The organism is Capnocytophaga ochracea DSM 7271, from assembly GCF_000023285.1.
GTDB lineage: Bacteria > Bacteroidota > Bacteroidia > Flavobacteriales > Flavobacteriaceae > Capnocytophaga > Capnocytophaga ochracea.
Window position 1 is genome coordinate 1201229 of sequence record NC_013162.1, and the last position, 20130, is coordinate 1221358.

Here is a 20130-nt window from a genome sequence, read left to right on the forward strand (position 1 = left end):
TTAAAACTTTAAAGACACACCCATAGTAACCGATTTGAGGGCAGGGTAACCCGATAACACTTCGGGGTCTAAGTCGTAATCGGTAAGCAGTGATGAGAAAGTAAACAAATTGGCGGCATTTACGTAAATGCGCAATTTGCTAACGCCTATCTCGTCGAGCATTCGTTTAGGAACGCTGTAACCTAACTCTATGTAGCGTACTCTTAGGTAATTAGCTTTCTTTATCCACAAGGTGGAAGGCTGGGTGTTATTGTTGTTACTCAATAACGACAAACGTGGGTACTGGGCGCTACTACGGGTATCGATGCCTTGTGCAGGATAGTAAGCCCAGCGGTTTTTGGCGATAGCATACACATTGCCATTGTTCTCGAAAGCAACTGTTTTTTGGCGTGCATCGTCTAATAAATTCACCTCTCTGCCTTGTACTCCTTGCACAAGCACTCCAAGGTCAAATCCTTCGTAACCGAGGTTGATTGTACCAGCATAAGTGAGTGTAGGGAGGTAGCTTTTGCCTATTTCGGTTTTATCGGCAGGGTCTATACGGTTGTCACCATTTAGGTCGCGGTATTTCACATCACCAGGGGCAACGTTTCCAAAGGAAGGTTTAGGGAGTGAAGGTAGCAGGTTGCCATTGCTGTCAAAATCGTTTATGTCGTAAAAGCCCGTAGCTTCATAGCCAAAGCGTGTGCCGATAGGTCTGCCTGTTTGAGCTGAACTCTCGCTGCTAGCATCGTACTCAGCCATATAATCTATTTTGTTTTTAGCATACGAAGCATTAGCGCCTATACTATAAGTGAGTTTTCCTGCTGCATTGCTGTAGAGCGTACTCACTTCAAAACCTCGGTTAGTTACCTTTCCTATATTTTTATAGGGAGGGGTAGCCCCAAAGATATCCGAAATACTGTAATCAGGGGTGATAATACCTTCGTGTTTGTTGAGGAAAGCCTCTATCATCACGTCCCATTTGTTAAAGAATTTAGCTTTCACGCCTATGTTGTACTTATAGGCTTTTTCGGCAAAAATACGCTCATTAGGTACGTATTTTAGTCCGATAGCACTATGCCACGACGGATCGTCGTTTCCTGTGGCAAAACCGCCTCCTCCGTAAGAACCGTAATAACGTTCGTATAAGTAGCGACCTTCGTTGTAGACATCGTTACCCGTAGTACCTACCGAAGCGCGCAATTTCAACCGATTGATATTGGCATTCGCCGAAGGGTGTTGCTCGTTGAAAACCTGATAGGCTGCTGAAAGGGCGTGATAAAAACCAAACTGATTGCCTTTCTTGTAGTTATCCGATCCACCGAAGGCAAAACCAAATTCAGCCGATACGCGTTTGTTCCAATCGTAGAACACACGTCCGCCAATGTTCTGATAGGCGTAGTTGTTGTTCAAGCCTGCTTTGCCGTTGAGATTGTCGTCTATATTATAAACGTATTGAAGGTAGTTTACCGCTGTTTGGAAAGTGTTTTGCCCAAATTCACGGGCATAACCTGCACCCAACAGCAACTGCAAACGGTTCCATTGGTTGGTACCCCAGTCGTCGTCTACTTTGTAGTTGCTATCGCGATGAGTGGTTTGTGCTGCCCCATTGAACATACGAGTGTAATCTCTACTTACAATGCGCGTACCTCGTGTCCACGAACTGAGCGATACGCCTTGTTGTATGTACAACCCAGGGGTGATGAAGTCTAATTTCTCTTTTAGGTTGAAATTAGCCCCTAAAGTGCGGTCGTGTAGGGTTTTGATACCTAAGGCTCGGATAGAAGCGTAAGGGTTATCGGGGTGGATGGCTGTACCAGGGAACGACCCATTGGGGTTTTGCGCTGGATAAATGATATTAGGGTAGCTCGCCAAGTTTTGCCAGAGCTTATACTCGTTGTAATTAGGCGATTTACGGTCTTCTATACGTCCGTTGATATTTACATTTCCTTCAAATATTTTGAGCATACTGAAATCTAAATTTGCCTTTACGAGATATTGGTCGAACCTTCCGCTGGAATGCGAATCGTCGTTCTTAGAGGCATACAAACCACTATTGCCGGCGTGCCCTAATAGCACAAAATACTTAGTAGTAGCCGAGCCTCCGCGTATGCTCACATCTTGCCTATCAAACAAAGCCGACTTTTTGAGCACTTTGTCATACCAATCGATGTTGTATTTCACATCGTTAGGGATATTGTAAAAGCTTGTCCAAGCACCTGCATCGTTACTGTAAGCCTCGTTGTATAGCTGAGCATACTCGGTAGCCGATAGCGGTTTGCTCAGTACCGTAGGCATTTGTACGCCTGTTTGGAAATCTACCCCTACCACAGGCTTGCCTTCTGCTCCGCGTTTGGTGGTAATCCACACGATGCCGTGCGCGCCTTTCATACCAAAAGGTGCTAAGGCAGCCGCATCTTTCAAAACTGTAATCGACTCGATTTCGGAAGGCGATAGCAGTATAAAATCACTTTGGTAACCATCGATAAAATAGGTAACCGAAGGGTAGTTGTACGAACCTAACCCGCGGATATTTAGGCTGGCATTGTCCATTCCTCCGCCTTGCAATACAGTGAGTCCAGGTAGCAACCCAAACAAACTGTTGGTAAAGTTCGTTGTGGGCATTTTCAAGAGTTGTTCTCCTTTTACTGATGAGGTAGAAAGCGTAGACAATTCTTCGGGTACGTTCAGAGGGCTTTGTGCCTGCATAGCACCTGCCCAAAGCATACAGCCCACAAGGCTACAAAATAATATGTTATGTTTATATTTCATTTCAGTTGTTTTATTAATTGGTTATTAGTACCCAGGGTTTTGTATCAAGTAGCCTTTGTTCACTTCCGATTGAGGGAAAGGCTCTAAGTACTGACTGTTGTCCCAATACCCTGTATAGACAGGTTTCACAGCATAAGAAGCGTAATCCCACGCATTCCACCCTTCCGATTTTCCTGGGGCGTACTCAAAAACTACTCCTTTCTTTTCCCCTCCAATGATACCATTGGCAATATCGGTGAGTTTCCAGTGTTTTACATCGAAATAACGGTGATTTTCTTCATAGAACTCTACCGCCCACTCTCTTTGCACGAGTTTGCGCAAAACGTCTTGTCCTGTTTCAGTAACATTGGGTAGCCCTGCACGCGAGCGGATAACATTTAGGTTTTGCAAAGCCTGAGCAGGATTACCTGCTTCGTTATAGGCTTCGGCGAGATTCAAATAGAACTCAGCCAAACGGTACAAAGGGAATTCAAACCAATCGCGGGTATCAGCCATATAGAAGAATTTCACACGGCGTCCTGCGCCTTCACTGCCTGCTCTCTTTTCCCAAGTAGAGGCATTTGCCAAAGTCTCACTCGACCAGTAATGCGAACTAGGGTTGTTCCACGCTTGTTGCCCTGCAATCGCTGCTGAGGCTTTAAAACGGGCTTCTAACTCATTGCACTTGTTCACATAAGTTGCGTAGCTTTCCCAGTTTTCACCCGTCCACGTTTGGTTGGTACCATCAGTTTTGTAGTATTGGGTAAGTTGCAAGTAACTCATAGAATTTGCCCCTCCTGGTTGGCTGTGAGGGTTATAAGCCTCTATAAAACTTTGTGATTTAAAGGCGAGGAGTACTTCTCGGTTGTTAGGGGTTGCTACTGCTGTACCGTAATCGGCTAAAGGGTTGCCCGTATTGATGATTTGATAACCATTGGCAGTTGCCCAACGTATCACTTGCTCATTAGCCTCTATGGCTTGTTGCCACAACGAAGCGTCTTGTGTACCAAAACAAATCAGGTTGTTATTGCCGCCCAAACTCATATAAGGCATATTGCTATTGAACAGCGGACGCGCGGCGTACATCAATGCTTCGGCTTTGATACACATTGGGATACCTTTGGTTACACGTCCTTTTTCCGAAGCATTGTAGCTATCGGGCAGGTCGCTAATAGCTTTGTTGCAAAGGGCAATAATATGGTTTAAGGTAGCGCGCAAAGTAGCGCGAGGAATATTCAGGTCGGAATCTACTGAAAGTGTACCTTCTATAATAGGCACCCCGCCGTAACGTTTGAACATCTCCTCATATCGGTAGGCGATGAGGGTATACATTTCGGCTTTGATACTTTTCTTTTGTACCTCAGTAAGATCGGGGACTTTATCGATATTCTCAATCACCAAATAGCACTGACGGATAGATTGGTAGTTGAACACGAAACCATCGGAACTCAATGCTTTGCCATCGGAGTCGCTGGCTACCATTCCAGAACGTTGAATTTTATAGGTGTCTTCCCAACTGAATTTCACATCGTTCACCTCTCCCGATAGGTGAGAGAGCGTTCCCGCTTTCAGTCCGCTAATGCGCCCATTGTCGTAACGCAAAGTAATACCCGATTGCAGGCTCATCGCGTAGGCTTGGGCAATAGCCGAGAGAGATTTCTGTTTGCTCGAAAAGATAGAATCGACATTCACATCGCTTCCTAAACTCTTTTCGAGGAAGTGGTCTTCTAACTTACAAGAAAATACTTGTGAGAAAAAGACGAGAATTAAGGTGGTATAAATGAGCTTTTTCATTGGTTGTATTTTTTAAAATTGAACGTTGAGCCCTACGCTATAAGTGCGGGTCATAGGGTAGAGATATCCAGAGGCAGCGCCGTTAGAATCTTGTTGTTCGGGGTCGTAACCATCGTGCATTTTAGACCACGTATAGAGGTTGTTACCACTCACCGATAGTTTCACCGATGAGATACCTGCTTTATCCAACCACATTTTCTTTTGCAAAAGATAACTTACTTCTATGTTTTTCAGCTTGATATGGTCGGTAGAGAGCAACCAGAAGTCGCTAAACAAGCCGTTGATATTATCACCGGTGCGCATAGAAGCACGTGGGAAAGTAGGGGTAATGCCGTTTTGAGCTTTTTCGGGAGTCCAACGTCCGTCGTACTGATGTTGGAAAGCAGCCCCTGTACCCATATAGAAAGGGTTGCGCGTATAGAAATCCAAAGGCATAGAACCTTGTGCTGTACCGGTGAATAACACTGATATTTCAAATCCTTTGTAACCTACATTGAGGTTTGCCCCAAAAGTATAGCGAGGGAAGTTTGCATAACCAATAGGCACGCGGTCTTTCTCGTCGATAACGCCATCGCCATTCACATCTACATAACGGAGATCACCAGGTTGCACTTTATTGCCATCAAAACGCGAATAAGGGCGTTGCATTACCTCTTGCCAAGTGTTGTAGAAACCATTGGTGAGATAACCTCTGTACTGCCCGATAGAATAGCCTGTTTCATTCATCCAAGGGTGAGGATTGTTAGGCTCATCGCGGTAGTCTATTTTGTTTTTGGCATAGGATACATTCCCCCCGATGCCATAAGTAAACTCGCCTATCTTGTCGCCCCAGTGCACTTGTACTTCATAACCTTTATTGGTTACTTTACCTATATTGCTCGCAGGAAGGTCAGAACCTACAATACCAGGCACTGTACCTCTGTTCCACAAGATGTTATCGCGTTTTTCTTGGAATACATCGGCATTGATGGTAAGCCTATCTTTAAACATATTCAAGTCGATACCTGCATTGCTTTTTTTGGCGCGTTCCCAAGTAACATTGGGGTTCCCAACACGCGTTTCCCAAGCACCAGTATAGAAAGGGTCTTTGGTAGTACCATCACTACTGCCGAAATAGTAACCTCCTGCACCATAACCATCGTTGCGGTAGCCTTCATAGCCGTAGCCCCAAGTACTTGGCAAGTATAAAAAACGGCGACCACCTACTTGGTCATTCCCTACTTCGCCATAAGAACCTCTCAGTTTTAGATAGGTGAGAATATTGTTTTTAGGGAAGAACTTTTCGTTAGTAACTACCCAACCCAATGAGAAGGCAGGGAAGAACCCGAAGCGTTTGCCAGGAGCGAAGTTTTCGGTACCATTATACCCCATATTGCCTTCAATAAGATAACGGCGGTCGTAATCGTAAGTAACCCTACCGGCGAGCCCCATAATACCAGCAGGTACGTTGAACTCAAAACCAGGGTCATACGTTTTTTGTCCGTTAGCCAAAAGTAAGGCAGTGATATTGTGTTTTCCGAAAGAGCGGTCGTAGTTAGTAGCTACTTCAAAATAAAGGCGACGCCACTTGCTTGACTTAAAGCGGTCGGTAAGGGTAGTGTGTTTGAGTCTGCCGCCAAAGAAGAGTAGTTCAGCAGGGTTTTTAGGGTTGCGAGTTACGCTATACGAAGGGATAGAGCGTTCTCTTTTCACACCTTTTCTATACAAATCGTTGTAAGAAAAAGTACCTGAAATAGAAAGCCCCTGAGTGATATAATCGAGTTTGTGTTTCAGTTTTAAGTTTAGGTTCAAGTCGGTTTGATAGGTAGTAAGGTAAGGTCGCCAGAGCAAACTGGACAATACGGAATAACCTGTACCTCCTTTGCCTACTAAAGGATTTACACCATCTACATATCCATCGATTAAACGTCCATCTACAATACCAGGACCTGCAAAAGGCGTATTAGCCAAGATATGCACTAACATCGACTTTTTGCGGGCTGTTTCGCTGTTTACATCGCCGTCTTGCTCACTACCTAAAATACCTCCTACCTTTGAAGATACAGCAGCAAGGTCGAGCGTGAGGTTGGTACGATCGGTAAGTTCAAAATCGAAGTTAGAGCGGAAGTTGTAACGCTGATATTTAGAGTTTACATCGGCGTTGTGGTAGTTAGTTTCTTTGAAAGTACCTCCTTGATAGAAATATCCCAAAGAAGTAAAGTAACGCGTTTTCTCACTTCCCCCTGATACGTTTAGGTTGAATTGCGTTTGAGGAGATACCCCGCCAAAAGCTTCTTTGAAATAGTTATGACTTGTGTAATACAGCGCAGGGCTATTTAGCAGGGCTTGTTTTTGTTCAGGAGTGAGGTTCATCGCTTCCACCTCTTGAGGCGTATAGTCGCGATTGTTCTTGAACTTCCACAACTCGTTGTGAAAACCACTTTCACTGAACAGCTTATCGAAGTTACTTGGGTCGTTGTCATTGCGAATAGCTTCGTTGCGGAAACGCGCATAATCATAAGAACTGAGCAGGTCTAACTGAGTAGCCAGCTGACTCATACCAAAGTTATAAGTAAGACTCACCTTAGGAGCGCCAGAGCGACCTCTTTTGGTAGTTACTACCACCACCCCATTAGCTCCTTTCACACCATAGACAGCTGTTGCCGAAGCGTCTTTCAGTAAGTTAATACTTTCAATTTCGTAAGGGTCCATCGCATTTACGGCATTCATAGAGCTTTGGATACCATCTACCACTACCAAAGGTTCTTGGCTACTTGCATTGAAGGTACTCACCCCGCGAATACGAATGGTAGTAGCGTTCCTACCAGGCTCACCACTGGACTGAGTGGAAGTAATCCCTGGCATACGCCCAACCAGCGCATTGGAGACGTTGGCAACTGCATTTTCTACGAGTTTATTTCCTTTGACAGAAGAAATAGCACCTGTTACGGTTTCCTTCTTTTGGGTACCATACCCCACCACCACCACTTCTTTTAGTTCGGTGGTTTCGGGCAATAGCTTTACGGTGATGCTGTTGCGGTTTTGCACCTGTACTTTGGTACTCTTATATCCCATAAAGGATATCTCTAAGGTAGCATTTCCGTTCTTCAAGCTGAGTTGGAAGTTACCGTCGAAATCGGAGGTTACGCCGTTTTTAGTACCTACTTCCAATACGGTAGCACCCATCAGAGGCATATTGTCTTCATCAACTACTTTCCCTTTTACTGTTTGGGCAAACAGGGATTGTGCTCCTACGCATAGCCCGAACAGCCAAGCGAGCATCAGTAGTTTGGTTTTGTATGAATGTAATCTATCCATAATTTTGGAATTTTAGTTATATGGAAAATGTCTTATTTCGATGGGGCAAAGGTAGGGTGTTATAGTTAAAGGGTTGTTATCATTTCTTTTCGTTTATTTATCAAATTCTATCTACTGTAAGAAATATTAAAGTAAAGGAAATGTTTAGGTATTTGTTATATTGTGTTTATCAAAGGTTTATAACAAAATACTTTTTTCTTTGACAAGTGCAATATTACATATTTTAAAATAAATGAACAAATAGAGGTTTTAGAATAAATTTAGCAAGAAAGGGAAAGAGTTATTTAGGAAATAGTTCGAACGCACGAAATTGTCTTTTAATGAAAGTAGACCTGACGGTGTAAAAAAGGTAAAAGGTAAAGCCAGAGAGGGGGCACAGCTGGGTATGTGAGTAAAAAGTAGTGACGGTTATTAGGTTGAAAGACAAGGTTTTTTAGGAGGTAGAGCGAAGGTAAGATAAAGGTAAGACGAACGATGAGTGGGTCTACAGTGGCTCTACAGTGGCTCTACAGTGGGTCTACAATGGAGACTAACCGAAGATTAATCGAATACCGAATGCACATTGATTGAATTTAGAATGTTACTAATACCAATCGGGGGAGGGAAATAAGCAAATTAGAAGCGAGCCGCACGGGCAGTCGTAGCACGACGGGCGGGAATGGAGTTCTCGGATGATTCGGACGTGCCGGACGAAGGTCAGATGAGATAAATGACTTTATTGAAAAGAGTTGAGGGGGTTCGGAAGGGTATGTTGAGGTAAAAGGTAAAAGATAAGAGGTGAAATGGGGGCTTAGCTGATAGGAAGCTGTATAAAGAAGAGAGATTTTTTGTTATGATACAAAAATGCAACTTAAAGAGCAGGTGTAACCCATAACAACTGACTTCGACAATTGGTTTGTAATCGGAATCAGCTAAAAATCTTAGGTGTGAGTGAAAAAGGAAAGTTAAGAGGGGAAAAAGCAGAATTTAACCAGTCGGAAAGTTTGAAGAGAAACAATCCGCGTTTAAACCTTAAAAGAAAGAGGGCTAACGGAGAAATCTTTGTTAGTCCTCTAATATTATTGTATTCCCCCTATTTTTACTAAACTGCCCAGTACTACCATTACTACCCCTATGAGGGTAACACAGATGATATGTACCGCCATTTCGGGCAACTTGTTGAGCTGACCTTTGCGCAGTTTGGGCAAAACGCGCGTTTGTGCCGAAATAGCAAAACAAATAGAGGTGAGCAAGCAAGTGAGTTTCAGTGATACTACGCGCTCAATAGGAGTAGCGAAAGAAAACCAAGAACTCAAACCTGCATTGTAGTCGTAAGCCATCAAAATACCTGTGATAACTAATACGGCAAGTGAGGGCATTCCGATAGGCTCGTAAGTCTTCTCGAAATTTGCAATAAAGCTAAAATCTTTGCGTTTAAGAGCCTTTGGCAAAAAGCCAATAGCCAATACTAAGTGTCCGCCTACCCAAATAGTGGCAGCAATGAGGTGCAGAATGAGAATAAGGTGATGTGTATACATAGTTAGGGGTCAGGTTTCAGGGGTCAGGGGATAGGGGGTACGCTTCCTATTTCCTAAATTCTAAATTCTATTTCCTATTTCTTACTTGTTATTAAAGGTGTTCATTGTAATATTAAGCCCTGCTAAGCCAAAAGAAAGGACGGCTTCGGCAGATTTCTGTAGGCGTTCAGGCAAGAGGGTTTGCTCTTCGGGAGCCCACTCGCCGAGTACATAGTCTATTTGCCTGCCTGATTCAAAATTACTGCTAATACCAAAGCGCAAACGCGCATATTGTTGGGTGTTCAGTTGGGCTTGTATATCTTTAAGTCCGTTGTGACCCCCGTCGCTACCTTTGCCTTTGATACGGATAGTGCCAAACGGGATATTTAGGTCATCGCAAATGACCAAGAGGTTTTCCAAAGGAATGTTTTCTTTTTCCATCCAGTAGCGTACTGCTTTGCCACTGAGGTTCATATACGTGGAGGGTTTCAACAATATAAAGGTACGCCCTTTCACTTTAATTTCGGCGAGGTCACCAAGCTTCTGAGTAGTAAAAGAAGCATTATGGTCTTTCACCAATGTATCGGCTACAAGGAATCCTATATTATGACGAGTGTTGGCGTATTCAGCCCCTATATTGCCGAGGCAGGCGATTAAATATTTCTTCATAGTGCAAAGGTAGTAATAATTTGCGAATTAGCACGGCTCTCCATACAAATCGTAATCGGTAGCCTCGATAATCTTTATATCTGTAAAATCACCTATCTTTACATAGTGTTTTTTAGCATCGATAAGCACCTCGTTGTCTACATCGGGCGAGTCGTATTCGGTGCGACCTACAAAGTAATTGCCCTCTTTGCGGTCGATGAGACAACGGAAAGTCTTTCCTACTTTCTCTTGGTTAAGCTCCCACGATATTTGCGATTGTATCTCCATAATCTCGTTAGCACGTGCAAGTTTTACTTCTTCCGGCACATCGTCTTCGAGCGCATAGGCGGTAGTGTTTTCCTCGTGACTGTAAGTAAAACAACCCAAACGGTCGAAGCGCATTTCTTTTACAAAGTCTTTCAGCTTCTGGAAGTCTTCTTCCGTTTCTCCTGGGTACCCCACAATAAGGGTAGTGCGTATAGCCATTTCGGGTATTGCTTCGCGGAACTTTTTCAGCAGTTTAGTAGTCTTCGCTTGGGTAGTACCGCGCTTCATACTTGCGAGGATAGAGTCAGAAATATGTTGAAGCGGAATGTCTAAATAGTTGCAGATTTTAGGTTCAGTCTTCATCACTTCCAATACGTCCATCGGGAAGCCGGTAGGGAATGCATAGTGTATGCGTATCCACTCGATGCCTTCTACTTTCACAAGAGCACGCAATAGGTCAGCCAAAGCACGCTTTTTGTAGAGGTCAAGACCGTAGTAGGTAATATCTTGGGCGATGAGTATAAGTTCTTTCACCCCTTTGGCAGCCAACTTCTCCGCTTCGGTTACAAGAGCTTCAATAGGGGTCGATAGGTGCGCCCCGCGCATTAGTGGAATTGCACAAAAGCTACAAGGGCGATCGCAACCTTCCGATATTTTCAGATAAGCGTAGTTCTTAGGGGTAGTAGTGAGGCGCTCTCCTATGAGCTCGTGTTTATAGTCGGCGCCGAGTACTTTCAAAAGGGCAGGCAGTTCGCTAGTACCGAAGTATTGGTCTACATCAGGGATTTCTTTCTCCAAATCGGGCTTATAGCGTTCAGAGAGACACCCCATCACAAACACCTTATCTACCAATCCAGCTTCTTTCTGTTGCACATAGTCCAAAATAGTGTTGATACTCTCCTCTTTGGCATTGTTGATAAACCCACAAGTGTTAATCACCACAATATTGCCCTTTTGCTCGTGCACCACCTCTTTGCCACCCGCTTTAAGTTGCCCCATCAGTACTTCGCTGTCATACACGTTTTTAGAACACCCAAGGGTTACGACGTTTATAGTGTTTTTCTTTATACTTCTTGTTCGCATTTGTTGTTAGTTTCAGGGGGCAAAAGTACGACTAATTTAGTAATTATCAAATTGTCCGCCCTCACACAGTGAGGGCGGACAATTTGATTTCTGCTTTCGAAGTCTATTAGTAATTGAGTTCGTAATGGGTTACTAAATGAGGTTTGAATGTTATATTCATTTCTATTTGTGATAACTTTTTCTGATTATTTTCAGTGATATATCTGAAAGTATATTCACAGATTTTATCTACTATCAGGTTGAGTGGTTTACCATTGCTATCTTTCTCTACTTTTATAGGAATGGTAAATTGAATTACACGCTCATTTTGTTTGTTATTGATGATTTTATAACTCTTACCGGTAACTGTTCCGTTATCAATCTTAGTCATAAGATCTTGCAAAGTGTTTGACATAGTTGTAGCATCAATATCTCCATAAGAAGAATTTTGATAATAAGCTCCTACTGAAGTTCCAGTTCTTAAATACTCGTTTTCGCTAATGTTTTTCACAAAACCATCATTATCAAAAGTGTAAGTAAGTTCTATGATTTTGTTTTCTATTTCTCCATTGTAGCGAGAAGAGGGAATAACTACTTTCTTAGGCAAATTTTTAGGAGATGCACCAATTATCAAAGCGATAGGCATTTCGAAATAATTCATAAAACTTCTACTTTCTCTACTGAAATCAAAAGAAAAAACGTTAAATTTGTTCTTATTCTCATTGTTGTAATAAGTTAAGACAGTTTCGAGAATTTTATTTCCTTCTCTATCATCTTTGCTAATAATTTTGGTAATATTGTCATTCTCCCAAGTAATAATCTCGTCACCTACACTTTTAAGTTGTTGTTTTTCGTTGTACATACCAAACCCAAGTGTATTACCTGCTGCATTTAGTCCATACTCTACCGCTTGAATATCGTATTGACCATTCACTTCGGTATCATAAGGAGCGGTAATTATTACCGAATAGTCCTTATAGGTAAAAGTTCTTACATCTTCAGGTTTTCTTTCTTGTTTTATGGTAACCTTGTTGATTCTACCCATATTGTCGTATTCGTATAGGTATTCGGCAGTACGTAAAGTATACGTTTGGTTGTATAATTCAGCTTCTAAATAACTGTTAGGACTATTAGTGTTGCTTGTAGTACCTTCATCAATATAAGTACAGCTTATACGTTTTACTTTTTTAGTAGGCAAATAAGCTTGCTGTTGCTCCGATAGAGGCTTTGCAGGCGTAGGAGTGTTGTCGTCCTTACTGTTACACCCTACAAGTGTAGTCAATGCCAAAAGGCTTAATAAAAATCTCTTCATAGTGGTATTAGTAATTTAATTCGTAATTCGTAATTATATCAGCATAGTAGGTAGCTTCCATACGGATATCAGTAGCAGAAGTATTGTTATAAGATACAGTAAACTTACAAACTTTATTCACGTTCAGATTGATAGTTTTACCATTGCTATCTTTTTCTACTTTTACAGGTACAGTAATCTCAAAAATACGAGTACTACCATCATCACTGATGAGTTTGTAGCTCTTATTAGTAACCGTTTTATTCTCAATGTTTGCAATCAGTGTTTGTAGCTCATTCCAATAAGTACCAATTTCGTTGTTGCCATTGTTAGGAACGTATGAATATAACGAACCAGGGACAAATTTATTTTCTTTCTCAGTAATAGTCTTTACAAACTCATCGCCGTCAAAAGTATAACTGAAGCTCACTGGGCGCTCAAAACGACTACTATAAGAATCGTTTTCCTCTAAAGGAGTCGCTTCTATAGGTAAGTTTTTAGGAGCTGCTCCTTTTATGATAGCAATCGAAAGCGCAAAATATTCCTGATAGCTACGGATATCATCCCCTGTATGATCAAGTAAGTAAAATTTATTTTTATTAGTAGCACTATTGTAAGAAAATTTCACTCCTCTTTCTTTAACCACCCCATTTCTCGTTACTTTTCTACTGATTTTAGTGAGGTTGTCGTTTTCCCAAGTAAAAGTTCCTGCACTCATAGAGTTTTTGAGTTGTTGTTTCTCGTTGTATACCCCTAAGCTTAATATGTTACCAGAAGAATTGAGCCCATATTCTATAGAGCGAGGCTCTCTAATCCCATCATAAGGAGGAGGAGACGTAATGGTTACCGAAATATTTGAATAAGTGAGGGTACTTACAATATCAGAGTCTCCCTCTCTTTTAAAAGTAACCTTAGTGATTCTACCTGCATTGTCATACTCATAGAAGTACTCCATAGTTTTCACTGTAAACTTTTGTCCCTGATTCAACTCAGGGTTTAAAAAGTCTTTGTATTGTACGGAAGGATAAGAACCATTTTCATAATCAGCCTCTACATAAGTAGCTGTTACGTGTTTTACTTTTTTAGTAGGCAGATAGTTTTGCTGTTCTTTTGTGAAATCAGGTCTCTGAGGAGGGGTAGGATTATTATCGTCCTTACTACCACACCCTACAAGCGTAGCCATTGCCAAAAGGCTCAATAAAATTCTCTTCATAATGAATGTTAGTATTTAAATTTTGAGGCAAAAGTAATGCTTTTTTTTATTCTCAACTATTAAAGGAATGTTAAACTTTTACACAATGACAAAAAACCAACCTCTTTCAGAGTCCCTTCGATTAATCACACTTCTCATTTGCTAATTTTCAAATTTGCTAATTCTCTAATTATTCCTTCTCTTTTCCGTCACTATATTCCCCTCTCCTTGGGAGAAGTCTCCGAATAGGAGAGTATGTGATCGGGGTGAGGATTCCCCTTTCCGTCACCACATTCCCCCTTTTCCATCATACTCCCCCCTAGTGCCTATGGCCTAAGGCCTAGTGCCTTTTCCCTTTCTTTCGCCTCGAAACCCTCTTTTCACCATTTTTTGCATCGCTGTATTATACTATGAGTCAACTCTTTATATACCCTTTCTATACCAATCGTCCAAGATTCGTATAAGCTTCCTATAAGCTCTCTATAAGCTAACCCCACCCTCCTTACACCCTTTTTTCATCAAAAACCCTCCCTTCTCTCTTCCGAATATTTTCGATATCTTCTGAATCCCTTAACGCTTCCCCATTTGCTAATTTTTCCCCGCCTGCCGTGCTACAATTGCCTGCCGTGCTACGGTTGCCGTGTTACGACCTAGCACCTTCGAGCTTCTCAAAAACCTTTCAAATAAAAAACTGCCCACATTACTGCAGGCAGTTTTTATATCACATCTCATTTGTTAATTTCCTAATTCCCTCATTTTCTCATTTTCTCATTTTCTCATTCTCTCATTTCCTAATTACCTCCACCCATCTACCATTGGTACGGGTATTGTAGCGGTTGCTGTACATTGCCTCAGCATAAGTACCTGGCAGATAATAGTGTCCCGCATACGAAGCATTCAGCTTGAGTTTGATATACTTCGTTTGTTTGGCTTTCAGCGACAAGTAGAAATTCGCACGGTCATCACGGAAATCAGTGTAGTCTATATAACCGTTGCCATCACCTTCGTCGTAATCCGTAAATCGCGTGTTTACAATCTCCCAGCCCGAAGGGATAATTTGGGTAAGTGCTACATTGTCTACTCTCTCGCCTGTGAGGTTTGTAATCTCAATAGTAGCTACAAACTGAGTGCTTTGGCGCAAATTGGTCACATCAAGCGTGTGTCCGTTGTTATCGCGGTAAGTCGTGTTCAGCGAAAGTCCGTTTTGCATAGCGAGCTCTTTGCCTACAGGTAATATACCGCTGGTAATGAGGCGTACATAGAGGGTTTGGTTGCCGTTGTTCTTCACTTGTAAAGTCTCATTGCCTTTGGCTGCAAGCGTCTTCTGTAGTATTGGCTCGGTAGATTTTAAGTTTTCGGTTTTACCACCCAAAGTATAACTGGCTACTATATTTCTACCGCTCTTGTTCTTCTGTACATATTTTGCCATTGCATAAAGCGAATAGGCTGTAGTTTGAGTGCTGAGCCAATCGTTAGTCGAGAGCTTTTCGGCAATCTCCAATGCCCAACGTCCTGCATCTTCTTTCCTACCGATAAGCAAAGCGGTTTCCATTGCCATTGCTTTATTGCGCAACACCGAGCCGTAATAGCTATCAGCATCATCGTCTATAGCGGTAGTTAGGAAGAGCTTTTCAGCGGTTTGCTTTTGTCCGGCAAGAGCGTAGGCAGCTGCCAAAGTGCGTTTAGCGTTAGGAGTGAGCTCACTGAGTTCACGCAAGCGGTTCATAGCGCCTATGTTAGGATTTCCGGCGAGTGCCAAAGTATAGAGGCGATAGGCTTGGGCAAAATCGTTTTGATATTTACCCTCGTAACGCCATTGGCGCGCCTCATTGTTCTGATAGTCGAGCCAACGCTGTTTGCTACCTGAGGGCAATACATAACCTTTCTTCTCGGCTTCTACAAAAAACTGACCTATATACGAGGTTACCCAATCATCGGCATACTTGCCACCTTTCCAGTAGGTAAATCCTCCATTAGAGAGTTGGTTTTCATACAATTTGCTAATGGTAGCACTTACATTGCGGTTCACCTCATCGGCTTTTTCTTTAGAAAGGGTTACAAAGTCAGCTAAGAAAAGTTGAGGAAACGCCCCTGAGGTGAGTTGCTCGCTACAACCGTGCGGATAAGCGATAAGATAACCCAAACGCTGGGTAAGGTTCACCCCTGGGAAGCTCGATACTTCTAATACAGTCTTGGCTTTTTCACCAAAAAGATTGATATTGAGAGAATGCGACTGTCCGCCCTGCAATACGGCGTTTTGTACTACATATGTTACAGGATTAGGGTTGTACACATCCATTTCCACCTCATAAGTCGCTTTTTCCTTACCCGAAGTAGCAATGATTTTCACCTTACCAATACCCGTTTGCGAGGTGGTTTCAAGTTCAAAGTAAGCCATTTGCTCCCCTGTTTTCTCAAAGTGCAACTGTTGGTTGCGTGTGCTTACTACTTTAAACAAACCGTTAGTCTCTACTTGTAGCGATACGTTCTTCACTTGTTTTTCCATAGCAAAAACGGTTACCGGCAACACGATTTTCTCGTTAGGCACTGCTTTGCGTGGTAAGGAACCCAAAATTGATAACGGACTCACCACAGGTATATCTTTTTTCTCAGCACTACCATAGGCATTGCCCTTTACATCGCTGGCTACTACCATCACACGAGCAGAACCCATATAGTTAGGAATTTTCACGGTATGAGTATTGGCTGCCCCTTTTTTTAGTTCAAAAGGACCTCTAAATATCACAAACGGTTTGAAACGGTTTGCTTTCTGTGCATCGGCACCGCCTAAATCTTCATCTCCTCCTATACTGAACGCTTGATTGATAGTACCTCCATAAGCACCTATTACATCATCGTACACGTCCCAAGTCTTTACTCCAAGAGCAGTTTTGCTAAAGAAAGTATTCCAAGGGTTAGGAGTTTTGAAGCGGGTGAGGTTTAGGAGTCCATCTTCTACGATAGCCAAAGTGTATGTCATCGGTTTACCCGATTTCTCACTTACTTTTATCTGTACCTTTTGGTTAGGTATCAATCGGTCGGGCATTTGGATTATAGGATTGAGGACGGTATTCTTGTCTACCACCTTCACCGGTATCACCCCATAGAGGCGTATAGGCGCATCATTGAGCGTTTTGTTGTGAGGTTGCAAGAGGGTAACGTAAAAATACATATTAGGCGTCATTTTATTGGTGATAGGTACCTCAAAAGTAGTTTCTTTATTAGCGGTCTCTACCCAGTGAGTTTCGAGTACATCGTTCCCGTTTTCTACCGAGATGAGCGCGCGACCGCCTTTGTCTGACGGGAAACTAATCTTAGCTTTTTCACCTACGCTGTATTCTTTTTTGTTAGTACCCAAAGCGAGCATTACCGCTTCACTACCTTCACTGCCACGCGATTTGCCAGTCCAGTCACCCCAATCAAAATAAGCAGTCGTGCCACACTTATGACCGCTTTGGTCATCAGTGAGCATAATAAAATAGCGACCCCAGTCGGCATCCGGAATATTGAGTGTAAAACGTGCTTTACCACTGCTGTCGGTAGTGATGTTTTTAGTGGTGTAAATAGCATTGCTACTACTGCTATTATAGGTAGAGATATTCTGGTTCGAAGCGTCCCACCACCAGTTCCAGCCTACTTTATACACGGTTACCGACACATCTTTATGGCTGAGTGGTTTGCCTTCTTCGCTGAGTACTACTGCATCGAAAGTGTGGTTTTGTTGGGTGTTGTAATAATCGTATTTGTTGGTTTCGGGCAAGCGTAAACCTACATACTCACTATAAGGTGAAAAAGAGGCGGTACTCACATCGGTACTGAAATCGCCACCACTTTCGTTGGCTTGGGTGAGGAAGTTCACTTTTAGCATACCAGGAGCATCTAAGTCGTTCGTTCTGAAGTAGAAATTCGCATTCCCGTTGCTATCGGTACGCCCTTCAAATACGTTCATCTCTTCGCTCTCAAACTGATAAGCGCGATTGTTGAACACGTATTTTTCATAACCTTTGAAGGCAGTTTCTAAGGGGTAGAACTTCGCTTTCACGCTCACACCTGTATTACCTGCTGGAGAGCCGTGTAACCACAACACTTGCAAGCGCACATTGTCGCCTTTTTGACTGATAAGTTTACCGTTGAGGTTGTTCTCTATCTTCAAGCGGTTAGGCTTAATGGTTTCAATCTTGATGCGTTTGCTGAATTTTGTAGCCCCTGCCGAGATACTCACATTCCAGTTGCCCGTAGGCGCATCGGAGTTGGTTTTCAGTCCAAATACATACTGGTTGGTAGGGTTGCTACTCTGCATACGCTCGGCTATCACCTTTCCATAAGGGTCAGTAAAGCGCAGTTTGATAGGCAGTTTTTCAGGGGTCTTTTGGGCAAAGTCGTTCAATATAAAGCCCACATAAATGCTATCACCGGGTCGCCATACGCCGCGTTCGGTATAGATAAAACCGTTGAGCCCTTTCTGTAAGCGCATACCATCTACATCGTATTTGCTTACCGACTGTGGTGCGCCGTCGTCTAACTTCACATAAGTAGTGAATTTGTCTTTTTTCACTTTGGCAAAGTAAGCACGGCTACTGAGATTTAACCGTAGTATTCCCTTACTATCGGTTTTGCCTTCTTGTATTTTCTGCTGTTGGTAGCTGAAAACCTCTACTATTGCTCCAACTACTGGTTTGGTAGTGAGCAAGTCGTTTACTACTATGGTAAAGTTGTTCGTTTGTCCTTTTTTTACAATCACTCCAAGGTCGGAAGCAAGCACATTGGTACCCACCGTTCTGCCGTAGTAATAATTGTCTTTACAAGGACTATCCTCGTCTTCTTCCCAATAGAATTCTTCGTCGTAATCATAGTATTGAGAGTAGGTTACATCGTCGTCATTTAATGGTTTTTGTTCAAACGAAAGGTCAAGAGGTTCTTCGTTTTTAGCACCACAAGCGTAGAGTGAATAGTTTTTGGTCATTCCTAATTCTACTCGGTAAATTGCCCCTGGTTCGGGCGTAATCACCGAAGCAAGGTCGAGCGAATAAGTATTCCACTCGTTCAGCGGATAGAGCGCACTGTCGTTCAGTTTGAGTACTTTCCGTGCAATAGGCTTGCCTACACGCTGTATATACGAGCCTCCGCCCAAATCGTTATCTTGTAAAAACTGAAAGATATTGTTCTCGAAAATGCGGTATACCGTTACATTCACCGCGCGCAAGTTAATAGTTTGAAAGTTGATTTTCAAATTCTGTGAGCTCGGTAGGATAGTACCGCTCTTAAGAAAGCGAATATCGGGTTTTTGCTGTAAAAATTTGATGTCAAAAGTCGCTTCTTTTTCCAATCGGTCGCCATAGATATTCTTGATACCTTTAGAAATGTGCACCTTGTAGTCACCCTCTTTTTGTTCCTCGCGGAAGACTTTCACTACGTTGCCGTTTACGCTGTATTTCAGTGCAGTATTGGTATCGCTGAGGCTTATGAGTCCTGTAAAATCTTGTTCTTTTTCTAAGGGGTCAGAAAAGTTTACACTGAAAGCCTGGTTGGCACCGTCGGTTTTAGCGTTCAGTGCCTTGAATACCCCCTTTTGCGGAATAGTATAAGAGAAAGGTATAAGGTTTTCTTTAGGTATGTCTTTAACGTCCCATTTTATTTGGAGAGTTTGTTCTTTGTTGAGACGAGGCAAGCTGTCGAAGATAATTACAAACTTGTTATTAGTGCCTTGCGACTGGAACTTCACTCCTACTTTCTTCCCATCAAGAGTCGCTTTTAAAATCTCTTTAGCGGTTTCGTAAGGTATTTGGTCATTAGCCAAGAGTTCAGCACTAAGAAAATAATAATCACGGTTATACGACTGTAACTCGTTTGACCTTACTCGAAAGGCTTGTTGAAAAGTTTTCACTGTAAAGTTGAAAATCTCCAGTTCCTTTTTTGGTACTGCATAGAGCTTCTTTACGTGAAACGACACGCGGTACTCTGTGTTTTGAGCCAATGGTTTTTCAGGCATAAACTCTACAAGTGTAGGGTTTACGCACACCACTTTTCCTTTCACCTTAGGCGAAATTTCAAAGAGGTTAAGGTCGCTCACCTTGTCCATTTTGTCTTGCGACAAGGGTTCGTTCAGTAGTATTTTTATTCCTGAGTGAGCAGAGATAAGCCCTGAGGTATACCCTGAAATATAATCTTTAAAAGCTAGTGGGTCGCTGTTGAAATTTACATTCTTCTTACAAGCGATAGCGACCAACAACGCTATCAGTACAAAGCTTATTTTTTTCATATTTTGATGACACTAATATTTTAAGGTACAAAGGTAGGAATTAATTATCAAATTAGCAAATGCTTTCTGAAAAAGCGTACCTCTAAAAATA

At 42.4% G+C, this 20130-nt stretch carries 9 protein-coding genes; all 9 read right to left on the reverse strand.

Annotation, left to right across the window (positions count from 1 at the left end; all coding sequences use genetic code 11):
• Positions 1-2754, reverse strand: a complete 2754-nt coding sequence (locus tag COCH_RS05130; RefSeq protein ID WP_015782232.1) for a SusC/RagA family TonB-linked outer membrane protein — start codon at positions 2752-2754, stop codon at positions 1-3.
• 24 nt (positions 2755-2778) lie between these two features.
• A complete protein-coding gene (locus COCH_RS05135; protein ID WP_015782233.1) occupies positions 2779-4527 on the reverse strand; it encodes a RagB/SusD family nutrient uptake outer membrane protein in 1749 nt (582 codons plus the stop codon).
• 12 nt (positions 4528-4539) lie between these two features.
• Positions 4540-7824 carry a SusC/RagA family TonB-linked outer membrane protein gene (locus tag COCH_RS05140; RefSeq protein ID WP_015782234.1) on the reverse strand — a complete coding sequence of 1095 codons (3285 nt, stop codon included), beginning with the start codon at positions 7822-7824 and terminating at the stop codon, positions 4540-4542.
• Positions 7825-8882: 1058 nt separating this feature from the next.
• Complete coding sequence (locus COCH_RS05145) at positions 8883-9341, reverse strand: CopD family protein (protein ID WP_015782235.1); 459 nt, start codon at positions 9339-9341, stop codon at positions 8883-8885.
• 81 nt (positions 9342-9422) lie between these two features.
• Complete coding sequence (gene pth, locus COCH_RS05150) at positions 9423-9989, reverse strand: aminoacyl-tRNA hydrolase (RefSeq protein ID WP_009417045.1); 567 nt, start codon at positions 9987-9989, stop codon at positions 9423-9425.
• 27 nt (positions 9990-10016) lie between these two features.
• On the reverse strand, positions 10017-11318 hold the full coding sequence (gene rimO, locus COCH_RS05155; protein ID WP_015782236.1) for a 30S ribosomal protein S12 methylthiotransferase RimO: 1302 nt from the start codon (positions 11316-11318) through the stop codon (positions 10017-10019).
• Positions 11319-11424: 106 nt separating this feature from the next.
• Positions 11425-12609: a hypothetical protein gene (locus tag COCH_RS05160; RefSeq protein ID WP_015782237.1), complete on the reverse strand. Its 1185-nt coding sequence runs from the start codon at positions 12607-12609 to the stop codon at positions 11425-11427.
• 7 nt (positions 12610-12616) lie between these two features.
• A complete protein-coding gene (locus tag COCH_RS05165; RefSeq protein ID WP_015782238.1) occupies positions 12617-13801 on the reverse strand; it encodes a hypothetical protein in 1185 nt (394 codons plus the stop codon).
• A gap of 763 nt (positions 13802-14564) precedes the next feature.
• Positions 14565-20039, reverse strand: a complete 5475-nt coding sequence (locus COCH_RS05170; RefSeq protein WP_015782239.1) for an alpha-2-macroglobulin family protein — start codon at positions 20037-20039, stop codon at positions 14565-14567.
• Between the last annotated feature and the right edge of the window lie 91 nt (positions 20040-20130).

Coding starts and splice junctions, on each gene's coding strand:
- COCH_RS05130 (WP_015782232.1), bottom strand. CDS start 2,754: ATGAAATATAAACATAACATATTATTTTGTAGCCTTGTGGGCTGTATG.
- COCH_RS05135 (WP_015782233.1), bottom strand. CDS start 4,527: ATGAAAAAGCTCATTTATACCACCTTAATTCTCGTCTTTTTCTCACAA.
- COCH_RS05140 (WP_015782234.1), bottom strand. CDS start 7,824: ATGGATAGATTACATTCATACAAAACCAAACTACTGATGCTCGCTTGG.
- COCH_RS05145 (WP_015782235.1), bottom strand. CDS start 9,341: ATGTATACACATCACCTTATTCTCATTCTGCACCTCATTGCTGCCACT.
- pth (WP_009417045.1), bottom strand. CDS start 9,989: ATGAAGAAATATTTAATCGCCTGCCTCGGCAATATAGGGGCTGAATAC.
- rimO (WP_015782236.1), bottom strand. CDS start 11,318: ATGCGAACAAGAAGTATAAAGAAAAACACTATAAACGTCGTAACCCTT.
- COCH_RS05160 (WP_015782237.1), bottom strand. CDS start 12,609: ATGAAGAGATTTTTATTAAGCCTTTTGGCATTGACTACACTTGTAGGG.
- COCH_RS05165 (WP_015782238.1), bottom strand. CDS start 13,801: ATGAAGAGAATTTTATTGAGCCTTTTGGCAATGGCTACGCTTGTAGGG.
- COCH_RS05170 (WP_015782239.1), bottom strand. CDS start 20,039: ATGAAAAAAATAAGCTTTGTACTGATAGCGTTGTTGGTCGCTATCGCT.